The sequence below is a fragment of the Actinoplanes subglobosus genome, assembly GCF_042650585.1.
Lineage (GTDB): Bacteria > Actinomycetota > Actinomycetes > Mycobacteriales > Micromonosporaceae > Actinoplanes > Actinoplanes subglobosus.
Window position 1 is genome coordinate 10,672 of record NZ_JBHSBL010000042.1, and the last position, 18,236, is coordinate 28,907.

The following is an 18,236-nucleotide window of genomic DNA, read 5'->3' on the forward strand; positions in this document are numbered from 1 at the left end:
CCCCCCGCCCTCCGGGGCGGCCACCGCGGAAGCGGTGACCGTCCCGAAGACGCTGACCTTCAGCGGGACCACGCTGGACGGCGCGAAGTTCGACGCGGCGTCGATGGCCGGCAAGCCGGCCATCCTCTGGTTCTGGGCGCCGTGGTGCGCGACCTGCGCCAGCGAGGCGCAGTCGCTGTCGGACATCCATGACGAGTACGCCGGACGCCTGGGCATCCTCGGCATCGCCAGCCTCGGCAGCGTGCCGGAGATGGATGACTTCGTCGCCGATTTCGAGCTCGCCAAGATGCCGCACCTCAACGACAAGGCCGGCAAGCTGTGGAAACGGTTCGGCATCGTCCAGCAGAGCTGGTACGTGATGCTGGACCGCACCGGCAAGGTGGCCTACAAGGGTTACCTGGACGATCTCCAGCTGACCGAGAAGGTCAAGGAGCTGACCGCCTAGTAACCGGCCGGCGTGGTGGGGGACTGCCAGGCCGGTTTCTCGGCCGGCATCAGGATCCAGGCGAGCGGGTAGACGAGGATCTGGCTGCCCGGGATGACGAAGAGGATCAGCACGAACAGCATCCGGGCGATCCAGGGGTCGATGCCGAAGCGGCGGCCGAGGCCAGCGCACACGCCGGCGATCATCCGGCCGTCCTGCGGGCGGACCAGGCCCTGACGGGCCAGCGAGTCGTGCACGGCGTTCATGGGATTGTCCCTGCTTTCACTGGTGGTGAACTGATGACTCCATGGTGTCGCCGGGAGGGGGTCGCCGGCATCGGGCATGGCCCCGATCCTTATGTCAGGGATCTCCATGAGCCCGCCACCTGTCGGGGAAGTGACGCGGCCCGATACAGTGCGAGCGCATACGTAAGGGGGCGCTCCGGGGGGCTAGGGCATGGTCGACGGCACATCGCCGGGTGAGCGGACGCAACCTCTGCGCACGGGCGATCCCCAGACCCTCGGTGACTACCAGCTGATCGGCCGCCTGGGCGAGGGCGGGATGGGCACGGTCTACCTGGCCCGGACCGCCGGTGGGGTGCTGGTCGCGGTCAAGATGGTGCGCGCCGACCTGGCCCACGACGACGAGTTCCGGCGGCGTTTCCGCAGCGAGGTCAACCGGGCCCGGCAGGTGCCGCCGTTCTGCACCGCCGAGGTGCTCGACGCCGACCCCGACCACGAGTCGCCCTACCTGGTCGTCGAGTATGTGGACGGCCCGACCCTGGCCGAGGTGGTCGAGCAGCGCGGGCCGCTCACCAGCGCCAACCTGCACGGTGTGGCGATCGGGGTGGCGACCGCGCTGACCGCGATCCACGGCGCCGGCGTGATCCACCGCGACCTCAAGCCGCGCAACGTGCTGCTGGCGCCGGGCAGCCCCAAGGTGATCGACTTCGGGATCGCCCGGGCGATGGAGGCGACCAGCGCCAACACCCGCACCGACCAGATGGTCGGCACGGTCGCCTACATGGCGCCGGAGCGGTTCTCCTCCGACGACGACAGCCCGCTCACCCCGGCCGCGGACGTGTTCGCCTGGGGGAGTGTGGTGGCCTATGCGGGGACCGGCCACACCCCGTTCTGGGCCGACTCGCCGCCGGCCATGGCGGCCCGCATCCTCACCCAGCCGCCCAGGCTGGACGGGTTGAGCGGCCCACTGCGCGACCTGGTGGCCCACGCCCTGGAGAAGGACCCGGCCGACCGCCCCAGCTCACGGGAGCTGCTCGACCTGCTGATCTCCGGCAAGCAGCGGCCCGCCGCGACCGCCGCGGCCTTCGCCGATCAGCCCGACCTGCGGGCCGCCGCCGTCGAGGCACAGGCGGTGACCGGGGTGGCCGGCGACCCGTCGGTGAGCCTGCCGACGCTGGCCATCCCGCCCGGGATGGTCGGCTACGACGAGAACTCGATCGTCACGGTGCCGATCTCCGCCCCGCCGGCCGACACCCTGACCGCCGGGCCGCCGTCCGCGCCCCGGCAGGGCCGCCGCTGGGCGATGCCGGCCCTGGTCGGCGTCTTCGTGACCGCACTGGTGGCCGGGGCCGTGCTGGTGGCCCTGGAGCTGCGCAACGACGACCGCAACCGGGTCGAGGCCGGGCACACCCCGGCACCCGCGCCGTCGGCCACCGTCGCCGGCCCGGCCGGGCCGCCGCGCCTGCAGGACGGTCTGCGCCGGCCGTCGCTGTGGAGCGCCAAGGACTATCCGGAGGAGCAGGCGACCTGCTACTTCGACAACGCGCTGGTGGCCCGCCGGGAGCAGGCCGGCACCTACAAGTGCCGGGGGCCGCTCGACGAGATCCCGGCCGACATGCGCGTCGAGGTGTCGGTGCGGCTGGACACCCCGGACAGTTGCGCGGCGATCTGGTTCCGCAACAACGGGCAGGTCGGTTACCAGGCCCGGATCTGCGAGCAGAACATCTACATCGGCCTGCACAACAAGGACGGCGACGGCAAGATCGTCGTGCACAAGACGATCCCGCTCGGTGACGCGCCGATCTCGCTGGGCGGCACCGGCACCCGGATCGGGCTGATCGCCCAGGGCGACCGGGTCGAGGTGTACCGGGACGGCGTCCTGGTCGACACCGCGCCGCTGACCGAGCCGGAGCTCCAGGAGGGGCGGGTGCTGCTGGGTGTCTACAACGAGCGTGACGCCCCGGAGAACGGGCCGTACGAGGTGGCGTACACCGACATCAAGATCTGGGACGTGAAGTAGGCGGGAGGCCCGTGCGAGCCTCCCGCCTGCTGTCCGTCAGTCGCGGGTCAGGCCCGCCCGGCGCAGCGCGTCGGCCATGGCGCTGTTGCCGAAGCTGTTGCCGCCGCCGCCCTGACCGCCACGCTGGCCGCCACCCTGACGGGGCTGCCGCTGGCCGCCGCCCTGGCCGCCCTGCCGCTGGCCGCCGCCCTGGCCGCCCTGCCGCTGGCCGCCGCCCGGACGGCTGCCGCCCTGGCCACGGTCGTCCCGCGGCTGCCGGCCCTTGTTCGGCTCGTCGCTCAGGCGCATGGTCAGCGAGATCCGCTTGCGGACCGGGTCGACCTCCAGCACGCGGACCTTCACCACGTCACCGGACTTGACCACCTCGCGCGGGTCCTGCACGAACTTGTCGGACAGCGCCGACACGTGCACGAGACCGTCCTGGTGCACGCCGATGTCGACGAACGCGCCGAAGGCCGCCACGTTCGTCACCTGGCCCTCCAGGATCATGCCCGGCTTCAGGTCGGCGATCTTCTCGACGCCCTCGGCGAACGTGGCGGTGGTGAACGCCGGCCGCGGGTCACGGCCCGGCTTCTCCAGCTCCTTGAGGATGTCGGTGATGGTCGGCAGGCCGACGGTGTCGGTGACGAACTTGTCCGGCCGGATGCCCTTCAGCAGCGGGCTGTTGCCGATCAGCGTCTTCACGTCCGATCCGGCGTCCGCGGCGATGGTCCGGACCAGGGTGTACGACTCCGGGTGCACGCTGGAGAAGTCGAGCGGGTCCTCGCCGTCCCGGATCCGGAGGAAGCCGGCGCACTGCTCGAACGCCTTCGGGCCCAGCCGGGCCACGTTCTTGATCTCCTTGCGGTTCTTGAACGGGCCGTTCTGGTCGCGGTGCAGCACGATGTTCTCGGCCAGGCCGGCGGTGATCCCGGAGACCCGGGTCAGCAGCGGCGCGGACGCGGTGTTGATGTCCACGCCGACGCCGTTCACACAGTCCTCGACGACCGCGTCCAGCGAGCGGGCCAGCTTCACCTCGGACAGGTCGTGCTGGTACTGCCCGACACCGATCGACTTCGGGTCGATCTTGACCAGCTCGGCCAGCGGGTCCTGGAGACGGCGGGCGATGGAGACCGCGCCACGGATCGACACGTCCATGCCGGGCAGTTCCTGCGACGCGTACGCCGACGCCGAGTAGACCGACGCGCCCGCCTCCGAGACGACCACCTTGGTCAGCTTGGCGTCCGGGTGCTTCTTGATCAGCTCGGTGGCGAGCTTGTCGGTCTCGCGGGACGCGGTGCCGTTGCCGATCGCGATCAGCTCGACCTTGTGCTTGGAGGCCAGCGCGGCCAGCCGGTGGATCGACTCGTCCCACTTGTTCTGCGGGACGTGCGGGTAGATCGTGTCGGTCGCGACCACCTTGCCGGTCGCGTCCACCACGGCGACCTTGACCCCGGTGCGGAAACCCGGGTCCAGACCCATGGTGGTGCGGGTGCCGGCGGGCGCCGCCAGCAGCAGGTCACGCAGGTTGGCGGCGAACACGCGGACCGCCTCGTCCTCGGCCGCCTCGCGCAGCCGGACCCGCAGGTCGGCGCCGAGGTGGATGAGGATCCGGGTACGCCACGCCCAGCGGACCGTGTCGACCAGCCATTTGTCGCCGGCCCGGCCCTGGTCGCTGATGCCGTTGCGCCCGGCGATGCGGCCCTCGAAGTAGCCCTCGTCCTCCTCCGGGTGCGGCTCCATGGTGAGGTCGAGGACGTCCTCCTTCTCCCCGCGCAGCATCGCCAGGATGCGGTGCGAGGGAAGCTTGGAGTACGGCTCGGCGAAGTCGAAGTAGTCGGAGAACTTCGCCCCGTCGGTCTGCTTGCCGTCGCGCACCCGGGCGACCAGCCGGCCCCGGGTCCACATCTGCTCGCGCAGCTCACCGATCAGGTCGGCGTCCTCGGCGAACCGCTCGATCAGGATGGCCCGTGCCCCGTCCAGGGCGGCCTGCGGGTCGGCGACACCCTTCTCGGCGTCCACGAACGCCGCGGCCGCCGCCTTCGGGTCGACGGTGGGGTCGCCCAGCAGGCCGTCGGCGAGCGGCTCCAGGCCGGCCTCGCGGGCGATCATCGCCTTGGTCCGCCGTTTCGGCTTGAACGGCAGGTAGATGTCCTCCAGGCGGGCCTTCGTGTCGGCCTCGAGGATCTGCTGCTCCAGGGCGTCGTCGAGCTTGCCCTGGGAGCGGATCGACTCCAGCACCGCGGCCCGCCGGTCCTCCAGCTCCCGCAGATAGCCCAGGCGCTCCTCGAGGGTGCGCAGCTGGGCGTCGTCGAGGGTGCCGGTCACCTCCTTGCGGTAGCGGGCGATGAACGGCACCGTGGCCCCGCCGTCGAGCAGCTCGACCGCGGCGGTGACCTGCCCTTCACGTACCCCGAGTTCCGAGGCGATGCGCTGATGGATAGCTGTCGTCACGCCGACGATTGTTACCGAGCCCGCGCCGCCTTGTCGCGCCACCCCGCACTGTCACCCGCGCGCGATGCTCCGGCGGCGTGCCGGGCGCCCGGGAGTACCGCTTGCGAGGGACGTCCGGAACCTGCCGGGAAACTCCCGGGAGGGGCCACCCGTACCCCGATGTCGCGAATGTCACGTCGGTCCCGGGCGGCGTGTCGCGGAGCCGCGCGCGCCGCCGGTCGTGACCGCAACCGCCGCGGACCGCTCCCGAACCGTCCCGGACGACCGTCATCATGGCCGTGGCCTGCGGTGTCGCCCGGCCGGAGGCGATGCCGGCGGGTCCGGGCCCGAAACACACATACCAGGGATCCGCCGACACTTGGTGGGAGGTACTAGAGACAACGGAATTGGCCTTTGGCACAGTTGTCACATGACGCTTGCTGTCCGGGCGGTCGCCGCCACTGATCAGGGCCTGGTCCGGTCCAACAACGAAGACGCCGTCTTCGTCGGTAATCGACTCTTCGTGGTGGCGGACGGCATGGGCGGGCTTCCCGCCGGCGAGCTGGCGAGCGACATCCTGGTGCAGAGTCTCAGCGTCGTCGACACCGCCCCGGACCACGGCGAGCCGCTCCAGGACCTGATCAACGCGCTGCAGACCGCCAACCAGCGGATCGAGGCCTCCGTCGCGGAGGACGACGCCCGCGACGGGATGGGTACGACGGTGACGGCCCTGCTGCTGTCCGGCGACCGCCTGGCCGCCCTCAACGTCGGCGACTCCCGCTGCTACCTGCTGCGCGACGGTGACTTCCAGCAGCTCACCCGGGACGACACGTACGTGCAGGCGCTCGTCGACCAGGGCGTGCTGAGCCCCGACGACGCGCGCCGGCACCCGCAGCGGGCGCTGGTCACCCAGGCCGTGCAGGGTGGCCCGTTCCGCCCGGCCGGCCGGATGATCCCGGCCCGGGTCGGCGACCGTTACCTGCTGTGCAGCGACGGGCTCTCCGATTACGTCGAGGACGCGGTGATCGCCCAGACGCTGCGCGACGTCGCCGACCGCAAGGGCTGCGCCGCCGAACTGGTCAACCGCACCCTGGAGAACGGGGCGCCGGACAACGTCACGGTGATCATCGCCGACGTCGTCGAAGCCTGACGGCGATGATCAGGGCCCGTCGCATCCTCGCCGGTGCGGCGGCGGCCGCCCTGATCACGGTCCTCGCCGCGTGCCACTCCGGCTCCGGGGCCGAGGCGCCGCTGCCCGAGCTGAGACTGCGGGCGACCGCCGAGCAGTGGCGGCAGGACGAGGTGGCCCGGCAGCTCGGCATCGCCCTGCACAACGACGGCGACGCGCCGGTCTGGATCTCCCGGGTCGAGCCGGACCTGCCGTCGTTCGAGGGTGAGGCGCCGGTCGACACACCGGCCCTCCTGCCGCCGAACGGGCTCCGGGTGGACGTGACCGTGCCCTACGGCACCGGAGGCTGCACAGCGGCCGCTGAGGCCTCCTACGTCACCGTTGTGGCGCGGGTCGAGGGCGACACCCGGACCCAGCGGGTACGGCTGGCCCTGCCGCACCCCAACGAACTGCTGGACCGGCTGCTCGCCGACGACTGCGCGGCCGAGACCGTGCGCAGGAGTGTGACCCTGCGTTTCGGCGACTGGACCGACCTGGGGGCCGACGGGGTCCGCGGCAGCCTGGTCGTCGAGCGGACGGCGGCCGCCACCGGCACGGTCCGGCTGCACTCCTTCGACGGCAACGTGATGTACCGGCTCGCCTACCGCACGGCCACCCCGCTCGCCGAGGTCACCGCGGCCGCGCCGGGCGCGACACTGCCCTTCGTCGCGTCACCGCTGCGCTGCGACCTGCACGCCTTCGCCGAGGTGAAGAAACCCTTCGAATTCCCGGTCCGGGTGTCGCTGGACGGCGGCAGGCAGCTCTACACCACCGTGCCGGTCGACGACGACGACAGGAAGGCCCTCGACACCATGCTGCGGCGCAACTGCGGCGTCCCGCCCGCCGGCTCCTGACGGCCGCTCAGGCGCCGGCCTGGTCGAGGCGGGTGAGCAGGGACTTCGGGGCGACGGCGCGGAAGGCGTCGGTGCACAGCTCGGCCATCTCGGACCAGTCCGGGTCGCGGTCGAGGCGGACGCCGAGCCAGCCGCGGTGGCCGACATAGGGTGGCCGGAAGAAGCGGGCCGGGTCGGCGGCGATCAACTCGGCCTGGGCGCCGGGTGGGGCCGCGCACCACAGGTGCGGGAAGTCGTGGTCGTGGTGGCCGTCGGGCCAGAGCATCACGAACTGTCGCTTGTCGCGGACGAAGAACGCCGGTGAGCCGTGGCTGAGGCGCTCGGTCGCCTCGGGCAGGCGCAGGCAGATGTCACGGAGCCGCTCGGTCGTAGAGTCCATGCCCCGCATTCTGCGCCGGGGGTGTGACATATTCTCGGGCCCGTGCTGATGACGACCGAGCGGCTGATCCTGCGGCGTTTCCGGGCGTCCGACGCACCGGTGCTGGCGGCCTACCGGTCCGACCCCGAGGTGGCGCGGTACCAGTCGTGGGACGCGCCCTTCCCGGTCGACCGGGCGGAGGTCGCGGTCCGCAACTTCGCGGCGAGTTCCCCGGCCGAGGCCGGCTGGTTCCAGTATGCGATCGAGCTCGCCGAGGAGCGGCGGCTGATCGGGGACGTGGCCGTGCGGCTGCACGACAACCTGGTGCAGGGCGAGATCGGGTTCACGCTCGACGCGGCGTACCAGAAGAGGGGTTTCGCCACCGAGGCGGTGAGCGCCGTGCTGGACCGGTTGTTCCGGGTCCAGGGGCTGCACAAGGTCACCGGCGAGTGCGACGCGCGCAACGTGCGGTCCGCGGCGCTGATGGAGCGGCTCGGTTTCCGGCGGGAGGGCCTGCTGCGGCAGCAGACCTTCATCAAGGGCGAGTGGACCGACGACCTGCTGTACGGGCTGCTCGCCACCGAGTGGACCGGTTGAGGCTCCGGGCCGACCCGGGCAGGCCCGACCGGGGCAGGCCCGACCGGGGCACGGGAGCACGGCTTCCCCCGGCTGCGCGAGTTGTTCCCGCACAGCCGGGAGTGAGGGTCACAGCCGGGAGTGAGCGGTCAGCCCTCGTGCCGCAGCCAGACGGCGCCCAGCGGCGGCACCCGCAGCGACACCGAGGCGTCGAAACCGTGCCAGGCCAGGTTCTCCGCCTCGACCTCGCCCAGGTTGCCGACGCCGGAGCCGCCGTAAAGGACGCTGTCGGTGTTGATCACCTCGGTCCAGCGGCCGCCCCGGGGCAGCCCGATGCGGTAACCCTCGTGCGGGATGGCGGCGAAGTTGACGATGCACGCCAGGGTGTCGCCGTTCGGAGCGAAACGGACGAAGGAGAACGTGTTGTGCTGCGAGTCCTCACTGGTGATCCAGCGGAAACCGGACGGGCTGGTGTCCTGCGTCCACAGGGCCGGCGTCTCCCGGTAGACCCGGTTCAGGTCCTTGACCAGGCCGCGGATCCCGCCGAACTGGGGGTCGTCGAGCAGCGTCCAGTCCAGGCCGCGGCCCTCGTTCCACTCGGCCAGGTCGCCCATCTCGGCGCCCATGAAGAGCAGCTGCTTGCCGGTGAAGGCCCACATGAAACCGAGCAGGGCCCGCGTGTTGGCGAGTTTCTGCCACAGGTCGCCGGGCATCTTGCCGGTCAGCGAGCCCTTGCCGTGCACGACCTCGTCGTGGCTGATCGGCAGCGTGTAGTTCTCGCTCCACGCGTAGACGGTGGCGAAGGTCATCTGGTGGTGGTGCCACTGCCGGTGGATCGGCTCCTTCTCCATGTAGGAGAGGGTGTCGTTCATCCAACCCATGTTCCATTTGAAGCCGAAGCCCAGGCCACCGAGATGGGTGGGCCGGGTGACGCCCGGCCACGCGGTGGACTCCTCGGCGATCGTCATGACCCCGGGGTGGTGCTTGTAGACGGTCGCGTTCATCTCCTGGAGGAAACTGATCGCGTCCAGGTTCTCCCGGCCGCCGTACTGGTTGGGCGTCCACTCGCCGTCCTTACGGGAGTAGTCGAGGTAGAGCATCGAGGCGACGGCGTCGACCCGCAGGCCGTCGGCGTGGAACTCCTCGCACCAGTAGAGCGCGTTCGCGACCAGGAAGTTGCGGACCTCCTTGCGGCCGAAGTCGAAGACGTAGGTGCCCCAGTCCGGGTGCTCGCCGCGCCGCCAGTCGCCGTGCTCGTACAGGGGTGTGCCGTCGAACCGGGCGAGGGCCCACTCGTCTTTCGGGAAGTGGGCGGGCACCCAGTCCAGGATCACGCCGATGCCCGCCTGGTGCAGCTTGTCGACCAGGTGACGGAACTCGTCGGGGGAGCCGAAACGGGAGGTCGGGGCGAAGTAACCGGTCACCTGGTAACCCCACGAGCCGCCGAACGGGTGCTCCATCACCGGCATCAGCTCGACGTGGGTGAAACCGGTGTCCACCACGTACTCGACCAGCTGGTCGGCGAGCTCGGTGTAGGTCAGGCCCGGCCGCCACGAGCCGAGGTGCACCTCGTAGACGCTGACCGGCTCCTGATGCCACGACTTGCGGGACCGCTCGCGCATCCACTGCTCGTCGTGCCACTGGTACGACGACTGGTAGACGACCGACGCGGTGGCCGGTGGCACCTCGGTGTGCTGGGCCATCGGGTCGGCGTGCTCACGCCACACCCCGTCACGACCGAGGACCTTGTACTTGTACTTGGTGCCGATGTGCGCGCCGGGGACGTAGAGCTCCCAGACGCCGCTGGAGCCCAGCGACCGCATCGGCCACCCGTCGTAGGGTCCCCAGCCGGCGGCGTCGCCGATCACCTGCACGCCACGGGCGCTCGGCGCCCACACCGCGAAACCGACACCGGCGCCCCGCGGCTGCGCCCCGAGCACCTTCCACAGTTTCTCGTGCCGGCCCTCGCCGATCAGGTGCAGGTCCAGCTCGCCGAGGGTGGGCAGGTGCCGGTACGGGTCGTCGCACTGCGTCCCGTCGATGTCGAGGCGGTAGTCGAGGACGGTCCCCGGCAGCTCGGCCGCGAAGATCCCGTCCGGGTGGACCTTCGTCGTCTCGTACCGCTCGCCCTCGTGCAGGACGGCCACCGACGTGGCGCCCTTGCGCAGGGTGCGGATCACGGTGCGGCCGCCGTGCGGGTGCGCACCGAGGATGCCGTGCGGATCGTGGGAGTCCCCGGCGATCACGCTGTCCATGGCGCGTTTGTCCGCGGCGAGCCGGGAGCTGGTCTGACCGATCATGGTGTTGGGGTGCCCTCCGGGGTTCATCCGACGAGCCGGGCTATCGACCGCAGGGGGATCCGCAGCCAGCCGGGCCGGTGCCGGGCTTCGTAGGCGGCCTCGTAGACCGCCTTGTCCAGTTCGTACGCCGCCAGCAGCGCTGCCCGGGCGCGCGGGTCGGTGCCCGCCACGTGCGTGTACCCGTCGCAGAACGCCGCCCGATTGCGGTCCACCCACTCCCGGGCCCGGGCCGCGAGGGGCTCGTCGTCGTCCTGGTCGACCAGGAGCTGGTAGGCCGCGTACTCGTAGGAGCGCAGCACCCCCGCCACATCGCGCAACGGGGAGTCGGGTAGCCGCCGCTCGTCCAGCGGCTGGCCGGGCTCACCCTCGAAGTCGATCAGCAGCCAGCTCTCCGGCGTCCGCAGCACCTGGCCCAGGTGCAGGTCGCCGTGGATGCGCTGGACCTCGACCTGCTCGCCGGTGAGGGCACCGAACCGATCGGTGATCGCCGGGACGTACTGCTGGAGCTCCGGGACCGCGGCGGCGGCGGTCCGCAGCCGGGCCAGGACCGCGTCCAGTGGGAACGGTGCCGGGCCGGTGCCGAGCTGCTCGGCCAGCGTCAGGTGGACCGACGCGACTGCCTCGCCCAGCCGGTACGACTCGCCCTGGAAGTCGCCGCCGACCTCGTCCGCGGCGTACGCGGCGTCGGCGAACAGGTCCCGGGCCGAGGCGGTGGCCATCGCCCAGCCCTCGGCCGAGTTGACCGCGTACTCGGTGACCATGCCCAGCGAGCAGTTGTCGGCCGCCTGGAACGACCCGAGCAGGCGGGCCACGTGCGGGTTGCCGGCCCGGCCGAGCACCCGGTTCAGCTCGATGTCCGGGTTGACGCCGCAGGTGACCCGGCGGAACAGCTTGAGGATGGCGTCCTGGTCGAAGATCACGCTGGTGTTGCTCTGCTCGGCGTCGAACACCCGCGGCCACGCCTCCAGCGGCAGCGTGACACCCGGCTCCTTCTCGAAGGTGACGTCACCGGCCAGCGCCGACCGGTCGACGAGACCCAGCAGGTGCCGGGCCGCCTCCGGGTCGTAGAGGGCGTCGTATCCGACCCGGCCGTCGTCGGTGGTGCCGATGGTGGCCACCTGGCTGTACTCCGGTATCGGGCCGGCGCCCCACCCGACCAGGATCTGATAGCGCTCGGAGCTGCCGTCGGTGTACTCCACATCGACGAGGATCAGCTCCAGATCCTCGCCCAGGGGGGTCGCGGACCCCTCCTTCACCGAGGACATGACTCGGCTGCGCCCGGCGTACCAGCGCTGTTTCGGTAACCACTCGGCGAAAGGCAGCGTCATTGCTTCTCCTCCGACCCGCACAACTGGAACCAGTAGAACCCGTGTCCCGGAAGCGTCAGCAGGTACGGCAGCTGCCCGATCCGGGGGAAGTTCACGTGCCCGGTCAGCTCGACCGGGGTGTATCCGTTCCAGTGCTGCAGATTCAGCTCGATCGGTTGCGGGAAGCGTGACAGGTTGTTGACGCAGAGCACCACGTCGTCGCCGAGTTCGCGCAGATAGGCGAGAACCGACGGGTTGGAGCCGCCCAGTTCCCGGAACGTGCCGACGGCGAACGCCTCGTGTCTGCGCCGTACGGCCAGCATCGTGCGCGTCCAGTTGAGCAGCGAGGTCGCGCTGTCCCGCTGGGCCTCGACGTTGACCGCCTGGTAGCCGTAGACCGGGTCCTGGTTGACCGGCAGGTAGAGTCGGCCCGGGGTGGCGGTGGAGAAACCGGCGTTGCGGTCCGGTGTCCACTGCATCGGGGTCCGCACACCGTCCCGGTCACCGAGCCAGATGTTGTCGCCCATGCCGATCTCGTCGCCGTAGTAGAGGACCGGCGAACCGGGCAGCGACAGCAGCATGGCGGTGAACAGCTCGATCTGGTTGCGGTCGTTCTCCAGCAGGGGAGCGAGCCGCCGGCGGATGCCGACGTTCGCCTTCATCCGCGGGTCCTTGGCGTACTCCGAGTACATGTAGTCGCGTTCCTCGTCGGTCACCATCTCGAGCGTGAGCTCGTCGTGGTTCCGCAGGAAGATGCCCCACTGGGTGTTGTCCGGAATCGGCGGCGTCTGCGCCAGGATCTCCGAGATCGGGAAACGCGACTCCCGGCGTACGGCCATGAAGATCCGTGGCATCAGCGGGAAGTGGAACGCCATGTGGCACTCGTCGCCGCCGCTGCGCGGATCGCCGAAGTACTCCACCACGTCGGCCGGCCACTGGTTCGCCTCGGCCAGCAGCACCCGGCCCGGGAACTCGTCGTCGATCACCTTGCGGCAGTGCTTGAGGAAGGCGTGCGTCTGCGGCAGGTTCTCGCAGTTGGTGCCCTCCTCCTCGAAGAGGTACGGCACCGCGTCCAGCCGGAATCCGTCGATGCCGAGGTCCAGCCAGAACCGCAGGACGTCCAGCATGGCCTCCTGCACCTTCGGGTTCTCGTAGTTGAGATCCGGCTGGTGGGAGAAGAACCGGTGCCAGTAGAACTGCCGCCGCACCGGGTCGAACGTCCAGTTCGACTCCTCGGTGTCGACGAAGATGATCCGCGCGTCCTGGTACTTCTCGCTGGTGTCGTTCCAGACGTAGAAGTCGCCGTACGGCCCCTCGGGATCGTGCCGGGACGCCTGGAACCACGGGTGCGAGTCGGACGTGTGGTTCATGACCAGGTCGGTGATCACCCGGATGCCGCGCTTGTGTGCCGCGTCCAGCAGGGCCACGAAGTCCTCGACGGTGCCGAACTCGGGCAGCACCTTGTAGAAGTCGCGGATGTCGTAGCCGCCGTCACGCAGCGGCGAGTCGTAGAACGGCGGTAGCCAGAGGCAGTCGACACCGAGCCACTGGAGGTAGTCCAGTCGCTCGATGAGGCCGCGCAGGTCGCCGCCGCCGTCGGAGCCCGAGTCGTAGAACGCCCGGACCAGCACCTCGTAGAAGACGGCCCGCTGGAACCAGGTCCGGTCCGCCGGAAGTGCCCGGGCGTGCCCGAAGTCGTCGGAGGTCGGATGCTCGACCACCCCGCCCTCGTTGTGGCTACCCTCGGCCGGGTCGTGCTCGCTCGACAGCTCCATCTGCTCCCCCTACCCCGTCTTGACGACGAAGATGTGCGCCGGCTCGACGAACGGGTCGATCCGGACCGCGTTGTACTGACCCCACTCGTAGGTCGCCCCGGTGATCTGGTCGACGACCGTGAAGCGCTCGTGCCAGTCCAGGCCCAGCGCCGCCATGTCCAGAGTGGTGTTGCCCCACTGCACGTTGCTGCTGTCGAACGAGCAGATGACCAGGACCGTGTTGCCGGTGTCCGGATCACGCTTGGAGAAGCAGAGCAGCGCGCCGTTGTCGACCTCGTGGAACCGCAGGTTGCGCAGCCAGTGCAGGGCCGGGTTCTCCGCACGGGTGCGGTTCAGCTTGGTCAGGTACGGCGCCAGCGACCGTCCGGCCCTCTCGGCCGCCGCCCAGTCGCGCGGCTTCAGCTCGAACTTCTCGTTGTCGATGTACTCCTCGGCGCCCGGCCGCGGCACGTGCTCGAACAACTCGTACCCGGAGTAGAGGCCCCAGGACGGTGTCAGCATCGAGGCCAGCACCGCGCGGATCTTGAACATCGGCGGGCCGCCCTGCTGCAGCGACTCGTGCAGGATGTCCGGTGTGTTCGGCCAGAAGTTCGGCCGCATCCAGTCGATCGAGGTCAGCAGCTCCTGCATGTACTGACGCATCTCGTGGGCCGAGGTGCGCCAGGTGAAGTACGTGTACGACTGCGTGAACCCGATCTTGCCCAGCCCGTTCATCATCGCCGGCCGGGTGAACGCCTCGGCCAGGAAAAGCACGTCCGGATCGGACTCCTTGACCTTCGGGATCAGCCACTGCCAGAAATTGACCGCCTTGGTGTGCGGGTTGTCCACCCGGAAGATCTTGATGCCGTTGTTCACCCAGTACATCACCACGCGATAGACCTCGTCGCGCAGCGTGCGGTAGTCGTTGTCCCAGTTGATCGGGTAGATGTCCTGGTACTTCTTGGGCGGGTTCTCGGCGTATGCGATCGTGCCGTCGGCCTTGGTCGTGAAGAACTGCGGGAACTCCTTGACCCACGGGTGGTCCGGAGCGGCCTGCAGGGCGAGGTCCATGGCGACCTCCATCCCCAGCTCCTCGGTCCGCGCGATGAAGGCCTTGAAGTCCTCCAGCGTGCCCAGCTGCGGGTGGATCGCGTCGTGACCGCCCTCGTCGGAGCCGATCGCCCACGGCGAGCCGACGTCCTCCGGCCGGGCCACCAGCGTGTTGTTGCGGCCCTTGCGGTTGACCTTGCCGATCGGGTGGATCGGCGGCAGATAGACGACGTCGAAGCCCATCGCGGCGACCGCCGGCAGGCGTTTCGCGGCGGTGGCGAAGGTGCCGTGCTTGATCGGCGTCGCGTCCGGGCCGACCTCGGCGCCCTCCGAACGGGGGAAGAACTCATACCACGCGGAGTAGAGGGCGCGGACCCGGTCGACCCAGATCGCGAACGACCGGGTCGTGGTGACCAGGTTGCGCACCGGGTTGTGCCAGAGCAGCTCCTCCAGGTCCAGCGCCGGGGTGACGCGGGCGAACAGCGACCGCTGCTCGTCGCGCAGCGCCGCCGCGGCGTCGCGGACCCGGTCCTCCTGCTCGGCCGGGACGATCTTGGTGGCCAGGTCGAGCACGTCCGCGCCCTCGGCCAGGTCGTTCGCCAGGTCCTCGGCACCCTGCCCGGCGCCGATCTTCTTCACCACGGCGTCGCGCCACGTCCGGTACGGATCGTCGAACGCCTCCACGGTGAACGTCCAGCGGCCCACCGAGTCCGGGCGGATCGCCGCGTGCCACTGGTCGAGGCCCGGCTCACCCGGGGTCATCCGGGTGAACGGCTTGGTCTCCCCATCAGGGCCGCGCCATACCACATTCACACCGAGGGCGTGGTGACCTTCGCGATAGGACACCGCCGAGACCGGGACAAGCTCGCCGACCACCGCCTTCGCGGGGTAGCGGCCACCGGAAACTGCCGGTGTCACGTCTTCGATGGGGAAGCGACCGGTCATGATCTCCACCGTAGTCAGAGGGGCGCGGGAGGACTCGGCGACCGGGAAAACCACCGCCGGCGTCTCTATGACTTCTCCGCAGTGGAGTTTTTGAAACGGCCGATCGCCGCTGCGTCCCAACCTACCGGAGGCGTGTGCCCGGAGCGCATCCAGACGCGGCCGCGTGCCGCCGGAAAACACGACAATTTCACCTGTACGCAACAGGCGTTCATCTTGTCCCGGCGGGGCCCCGCCGCCGCACCGTCCCGGCTGAGGCCACGGGAGTGCGTCGGTTGCGCTGCGTTGCCATCGAGGAACCCTGCTCAAGAGCGCTGACCAGCCACCGAGTTAACCCTCGACGCGAGCCGACGACCCGGCAAGCGCGCAAGGGAGGAGATCGAACGTGGCCGGACCGTCCACCGCACTGTCCCCGGTGATCGCCGCCAGCACCCACTGGCTGGCGCGGGCCTACCCGGGTGGCGACTCCAACACGGTGGCGCACACGCTCGCGGAACTCCAGGCCCGGCAGGCCATCACGGTCGCCGCCTGGCTGCGGTACCCCACCGAGATCGATGCCGCGCTCGTCGCCATCGCCGGCCCCGGCGGCTCCGCCATCCTCGACTGGAAGGCCGGCAGCGAGCCGGACGACGAGTTCGCCGAGGGAGAGGGCTGGCGCACCTGGGTCGACGAGGTCGTCGTCAGCTGGGCCGCGTGTCTCCTCGCCGACCCGCTGCTCGCCCGCCGCGGCGTCGACGCCGTCGTGGCCGCCATGCCGATGCCCGACCAGCGGCCCCGCCCGCACGCCCGCCGCACCGCGACCAGCGGCCTGCCCGTCGAGTTCCGCCGGCTGCTCCAGCCCGACGTCCGCGACCGCGAGGCCTCCGCGCTGCTGCGCCACCCCGACCTGCTGGAGCCGATCGCCGCCATGCACCGCGACGCCCTGCTCTACCTTCTCGACGCTGAGCCGGACCGCACCCCGCTGGCGGCCTGACCTCGACACGACCCTCCCGAGGGGCCGGGCGCACGCGGGCGCCCGGGCCCGCCGGAACGGGAGGGTTCGAAGGCCGCAAGGCCGGCACCACCCTTGTCCTCCTGGGTGCCGGCCTTGCGGCCTTACTCTCGTGCGCGGGGGCGGCTCAGTCGGCCAGCCGGGCCGGAAAGCCGCCGGTGGCGATCGGGCCCCACGACTCGATCGTCACCCGGATCAGGCACTTGCCCTGGTCGCGCATGGCCTGGCGATACTCCTCCCAGTCCGGGTGCTCGCCGGAGATGCAGCGGAAGTAGTCGACGAGCGGCTCGACCGCGTCGGGCAGGTCGATGACCTCGGCGACGCCGTCGACCTGGACCCACGGCCCGTTCCACTCGTCGGACAGGATCGTCAGGGTCACCCGGGGGTCCCGGCGGATGTTCGCCACCTTGGCCCGCTCGGGATAGCTGGAGATCACGATCCGGCCCTCGGCGTCGACACCGCACGAGTTCGGCGAGGACTGCGGGCGCCCGTCCTTACGGGTCGTCATCAGGATCGCGTGATGCCGGGGCCGCAGGAACTCGACCAGCTCCTCCCGCCCGACCCTGGTGTTCGTCGCGATGGTGCGTGCCATCTGGCGGCTCCTCTCAGACGTGGGCGGCTCAGACGTGGGCGGCGTCGACCGCGATGGCGCCCGGCAGCGGCCCCGCCTGGCGGGCCGCGATCGCGGCGCCGATGATGCCGGCGTTGTTGAGCAGTGTCGCCGGGACGATCGGCGTCCGGATGTCGAGCAGCGGGAAGAACTTCTCCGACTTCTTGCTGACGCCACCGCCGACGATGAACAGGCGCGGGGAGAGCAGCATCTCCATGTGGCGCAGGTAGCGCTCGACCCGGACCGCCCACTGCTCCCAGGTCAGATCCTCGATCTCACGGATGCGGTCGGAGGCGAGCAGCTCGGCGTCGGCGCCGTCGATCTCGACATGACCGAGCTCGGTGTTGGGCAGCAGCGTGCCGTCGAGGAACAGGGCGCTGCCGATGCCGGTGCCGAAGGTCAGCATCATGATCAGCCCGGACTGGTCGCGGCCGGCCCCGAACGCGACCTCGGCCACCCCGGCCGCGTCCGCGTCGTTGAGCACCGTCACCGGTTTGCCGAGCCGCTCGGTGAACAGCCGGGCCGCCGGCGCGTCGAGCCAGGACTTGTCGACGTTGTGGGCGCTGCGGGTCACGCCGTCGACGACGACGCCCGGGAACGTGACACCCACGCTGTCGAACCCGTCGAACCGCGCGGCCACCTCGGCGACCGCCTCCACGACGCTGCTCACGTCCGCCGGCTGAGGGGTGGGGACACGGAACCGCTCGGCGAGCAGCTCGCCGCCGGCCGGGTCGACCGGCGCTCCCTTCACGCCGGAGCCGCCGATGTCGATGCCGAGGATGGTCATCCGTCTTCCTTCTTCAGGGTTCGTTCGCTGTTGCTGTGTACCACGTCCCTACGACATCGAATCCAGCGTCTCCCGGTAGCCAGGAGGCGAACACCATAGGATGAATTCACTCCGTGATCCCTGTGTTCACGTAATGTCACTCATACTTTCGGCTAGGCATCGCTAGGCTGCTCGGTTAGCGTTGCACTTCAGAACGGTCGCCGCGTGCGGGCACGGCTCTCTGCCCGTCGGATGGAGGACCACTCATGACCCTGCTGGAATCACCGACCGTCGATGCGCTCCCCGTCGCTCCACGACAGCCCGTACATGTCGTGCCCACGGCCAGCGCGTCCGACCTGCTCGCGGCGATGTCCGCGGCACCGGCCGGCCGTCAGCACTCCCGCCTGCGTGACCGGGCGATCGAGGCCTGGCTGCCGCTCGCCCGCCACCTCGCCCACCGCT

General features: G+C 70.4%; 15 protein-coding genes and 1 pseudogene. 7 read left to right on the plus strand and 9 right to left on the minus strand.

What is annotated here, in order from left to right; all coding sequences use genetic code 11:
• The first annotated feature begins 34 nt into the window (after positions 1-34).
• Positions 35-445 (plus strand): redoxin domain-containing protein, encoded by a 411-nt coding sequence (locus ACFO0C_RS48035; protein WP_378073606.1) that lies wholly within the window; start codon positions 35-37, stop codon positions 443-445.
• On the opposite strand, the gene ACFO0C_RS48040 is transcribed toward ACFO0C_RS48035, so the two are convergent.
• Positions 442-690 carry a PspC domain-containing protein gene (locus ACFO0C_RS48040; protein ID WP_378073607.1) on the minus strand — a complete coding sequence of 83 codons (249 nt, stop codon included), beginning with the start codon at positions 688-690 and terminating at the stop codon, positions 442-444. The genes ACFO0C_RS48035 and ACFO0C_RS48040 overlap by 4 nt on opposite strands.
• A 190-nt stretch (positions 691-880) precedes the next feature.
• On the opposite strand from ACFO0C_RS48040, the gene ACFO0C_RS48045 reads away from it, so the two are divergent.
• A complete protein-coding gene (locus ACFO0C_RS48045; protein ID WP_378073608.1) occupies positions 881-2,686 on the plus strand; it encodes a serine/threonine protein kinase in 1,806 nt (601 codons plus the stop codon).
• A gap of 36 nt (positions 2,687-2,722) precedes the next feature.
• Here ACFO0C_RS48045 and ACFO0C_RS48050 read toward each other — a convergent pair whose 3' ends face one another.
• Positions 2,723-5,119 (minus strand): Tex family protein, encoded by a 2,397-nt coding sequence (locus ACFO0C_RS48050; protein ID WP_378073609.1) that lies wholly within the window; start codon positions 5,117-5,119, stop codon positions 2,723-2,725.
• Between the two features lie 409 nt (positions 5,120-5,528).
• Here ACFO0C_RS48050 and ACFO0C_RS48055 point away from each other — a divergent pair, with 409 nt between their 5' ends.
• Together ACFO0C_RS48055 and ACFO0C_RS48060 are read left to right on the plus strand one after the other, a co-directional pair.
• On the plus strand, positions 5,529-6,248 hold the full coding sequence (locus ACFO0C_RS48055) for a PP2C family protein-serine/threonine phosphatase (RefSeq protein WP_378073610.1): 720 nt from the start codon (positions 5,529-5,531) through the stop codon (positions 6,246-6,248).
• Positions 6,249-6,253: 5 nt separating this feature from the next.
• Positions 6,254-7,120 carry a hypothetical protein gene (locus ACFO0C_RS48060; protein ID WP_378073611.1) on the plus strand — a complete coding sequence of 289 codons (867 nt, stop codon included), beginning with the start codon at positions 6,254-6,256 and terminating at the stop codon, positions 7,118-7,120.
• Between the two features lie 7 nt (positions 7,121-7,127).
• Here ACFO0C_RS48060 and ACFO0C_RS48065 read toward each other — a convergent pair whose 3' ends face one another.
• Entirely contained in the window at positions 7,128-7,499 is a 372-nt protein-coding gene (locus ACFO0C_RS48065) for an MmcQ/YjbR family DNA-binding protein (RefSeq protein ID WP_378073612.1), read from the minus strand.
• Positions 7,500-7,547: 48 nt separating this feature from the next.
• Between ACFO0C_RS48065 and ACFO0C_RS48070 the strand changes: the two genes are divergently transcribed.
• Positions 7,548-8,075, plus strand: coding sequence for a GNAT family N-acetyltransferase (locus ACFO0C_RS48070; RefSeq protein ID WP_378073620.1), 528 nt, complete (start codon positions 7,548-7,550; stop codon positions 8,073-8,075).
• 128 nt (positions 8,076-8,203) lie between these two features.
• On the opposite strand, the gene glgB is transcribed toward ACFO0C_RS48070, so the two are convergent.
• The 4 genes from glgB to ACFO0C_RS48090 are packed head-to-tail and all read right to left on the minus strand — an operon-like array spanning position 8,204 to position 15,410.
• Positions 8,204-10,354 carry a 1,4-alpha-glucan branching protein GlgB gene (glgB, locus tag ACFO0C_RS48075; RefSeq protein ID WP_378073613.1) on the minus strand — a complete coding sequence of 717 codons (2,151 nt, stop codon included), beginning with the start codon at positions 10,352-10,354 and terminating at the stop codon, positions 8,204-8,206.
• Positions 10,355-10,377: 23 nt separating this feature from the next.
• Positions 10,378-11,682, minus strand: coding sequence for a maltokinase N-terminal cap-like domain-containing protein (locus ACFO0C_RS48080; RefSeq protein ID WP_378073614.1), 1,305 nt, complete (start codon positions 11,680-11,682; stop codon positions 10,378-10,380).
• The gene (gene treS / locus ACFO0C_RS48085) at positions 11,679-13,436 is read right to left on the minus strand and encodes a maltose alpha-D-glucosyltransferase (protein ID WP_378073615.1); all 1,758 of its coding nucleotides are present in this window, start codon (positions 13,434-13,436) and stop codon (positions 11,679-11,681) included. Before treS ends, ACFO0C_RS48080 begins: the two co-directional genes overlap by 4 nt.
• Positions 13,437-13,445: 9 nt before the next feature.
• Positions 13,446-15,410 carry an alpha-1,4-glucan--maltose-1-phosphate maltosyltransferase gene (locus tag ACFO0C_RS48090; protein ID WP_378073616.1) on the minus strand — a complete coding sequence of 655 codons (1,965 nt, stop codon included), beginning with the start codon at positions 15,408-15,410 and terminating at the stop codon, positions 13,446-13,448.
• A 382-nt stretch (positions 15,411-15,792) separates the two neighbouring features.
• Between ACFO0C_RS48090 and ACFO0C_RS48095 the strand changes: the two genes are divergently transcribed.
• Positions 15,793-16,380, plus strand: a complete 588-nt coding sequence (locus ACFO0C_RS48095; RefSeq protein ID WP_378073617.1) for a hypothetical protein — start codon at positions 15,793-15,795, stop codon at positions 16,378-16,380.
• Positions 16,381-16,525: 145 nt separating this feature from the next.
• Here ACFO0C_RS48095 and ACFO0C_RS48100 read toward each other — a convergent pair whose 3' ends face one another.
• A complete protein-coding gene (locus ACFO0C_RS48100; RefSeq protein ID WP_378073618.1) occupies positions 16,526-16,990 on the minus strand; it encodes a PPOX class F420-dependent oxidoreductase in 465 nt (154 codons plus the stop codon).
• Between the two features lie 28 nt (positions 16,991-17,018).
• Complete coding sequence (ppgK, locus tag ACFO0C_RS48105) at positions 17,019-17,795, minus strand: polyphosphate--glucose phosphotransferase (RefSeq protein ID WP_378073619.1); 777 nt, start codon at positions 17,793-17,795, stop codon at positions 17,019-17,021.
• Positions 17,796-18,040: 245 nt separating this feature from the next.
• Between ppgK and ACFO0C_RS48110 the strand changes: the two are divergent.
• A pseudogene (locus tag ACFO0C_RS48110) lies at positions 18,041-18,236 on the plus strand (RNA polymerase sigma factor SigF); the annotation flags it as partial.

Bases quoted from the DNA above. Each gene is read 5' to 3' on its own strand.
- ACFO0C_RS48040 (WP_378073607.1), bottom strand. From the start codon at position 690: ATGAACGCCGTGCACGACTCGCTGGCCCGTCAGGGCCTGGTCCGCCCG.
- ACFO0C_RS48045 (WP_378073608.1), top strand. From the start codon at position 881: ATGGTCGACGGCACATCGCCGGGTGAGCGGACGCAACCTCTGCGCACG.
- ACFO0C_RS48055 (WP_378073610.1), top strand. From the start codon at position 5,529: ATGACGCTTGCTGTCCGGGCGGTCGCCGCCACTGATCAGGGCCTGGTC.
- ACFO0C_RS48060 (WP_378073611.1), top strand. From the start codon at position 6,254: ATGATCAGGGCCCGTCGCATCCTCGCCGGTGCGGCGGCGGCCGCCCTG.
- ACFO0C_RS48065 (WP_378073612.1), bottom strand. From the start codon at position 7,499: ATGGACTCTACGACCGAGCGGCTCCGTGACATCTGCCTGCGCCTGCCC.
- ACFO0C_RS48070 (WP_378073620.1), top strand. From the start codon at position 7,548: ATGACGACCGAGCGGCTGATCCTGCGGCGTTTCCGGGCGTCCGACGCA.
- glgB (WP_378073613.1), bottom strand. From the start codon at position 10,354: ATGATCGGTCAGACCAGCTCCCGGCTCGCCGCGGACAAACGCGCCATG.
- ACFO0C_RS48080 (WP_378073614.1), bottom strand. From the start codon at position 11,682: ATGACGCTGCCTTTCGCCGAGTGGTTACCGAAACAGCGCTGGTACGCC.
- treS (WP_378073615.1), bottom strand. From the start codon at position 13,436: ATGGAGCTGTCGAGCGAGCACGACCCGGCCGAGGGTAGCCACAACGAG.
- ACFO0C_RS48090 (WP_378073616.1), bottom strand. From the start codon at position 15,410: ATGACCGGTCGCTTCCCCATCGAAGACGTGACACCGGCAGTTTCCGGT.
- ACFO0C_RS48100 (WP_378073618.1), bottom strand. From the start codon at position 16,990: ATGGCACGCACCATCGCGACGAACACCAGGGTCGGGCGGGAGGAGCTG.
- ppgK (WP_378073619.1), bottom strand. From the start codon at position 17,795: ATGACCATCCTCGGCATCGACATCGGCGGCTCCGGCGTGAAGGGAGCG.